This window comes from Rhizobium sp. SVR5-2C (assembly GCF_056755115.1).
Genome location: NZ_JBNDHT010000456.1, coordinates 1 through 256, shown reverse-complemented (window position 1 = coordinate 256; position 256 = coordinate 1). Strand labels below are relative to the sequence as shown.

The 256-nt window shown below is 54.7% G+C and carries 1 protein-coding gene; it reads left to right on the top strand.

The window, feature by feature from the left end; genetic code table 11:
• Positions 1-17 precede the first annotated feature (17 nt).
• A partial coding sequence (locus tag ACPYOI_RS36505) for a LysR substrate-binding domain-containing protein (protein ID WP_481424234.1) occupies positions 18-256 on the top strand: 239 nt, incomplete at its 3' end.

The window sequence follows — 256 nt, the reverse complement described above, 5'->3', positions numbered from 1 at the left end:
GCCCTTGGTTCGCAAGGATGGTATTAGCGCCTCAGCTTCCGCGGCTCACCGAAAAATATCCAGATCTGAAAATCGATCTTATGACGACGAACGCGCGTGACGATATGATGAGCGGGTTCGATGTGGCTGTCAGATTTGGCTCGACGAATGCCGGGTCACTCATAGCAAGAAAGCTTCTGGATATCCGCGTCATCACTTGCGCAGCCCCCGCCTATCTCGAGAAACTCGGCGAGCCGGTCCGACCGGAGGAAATAAG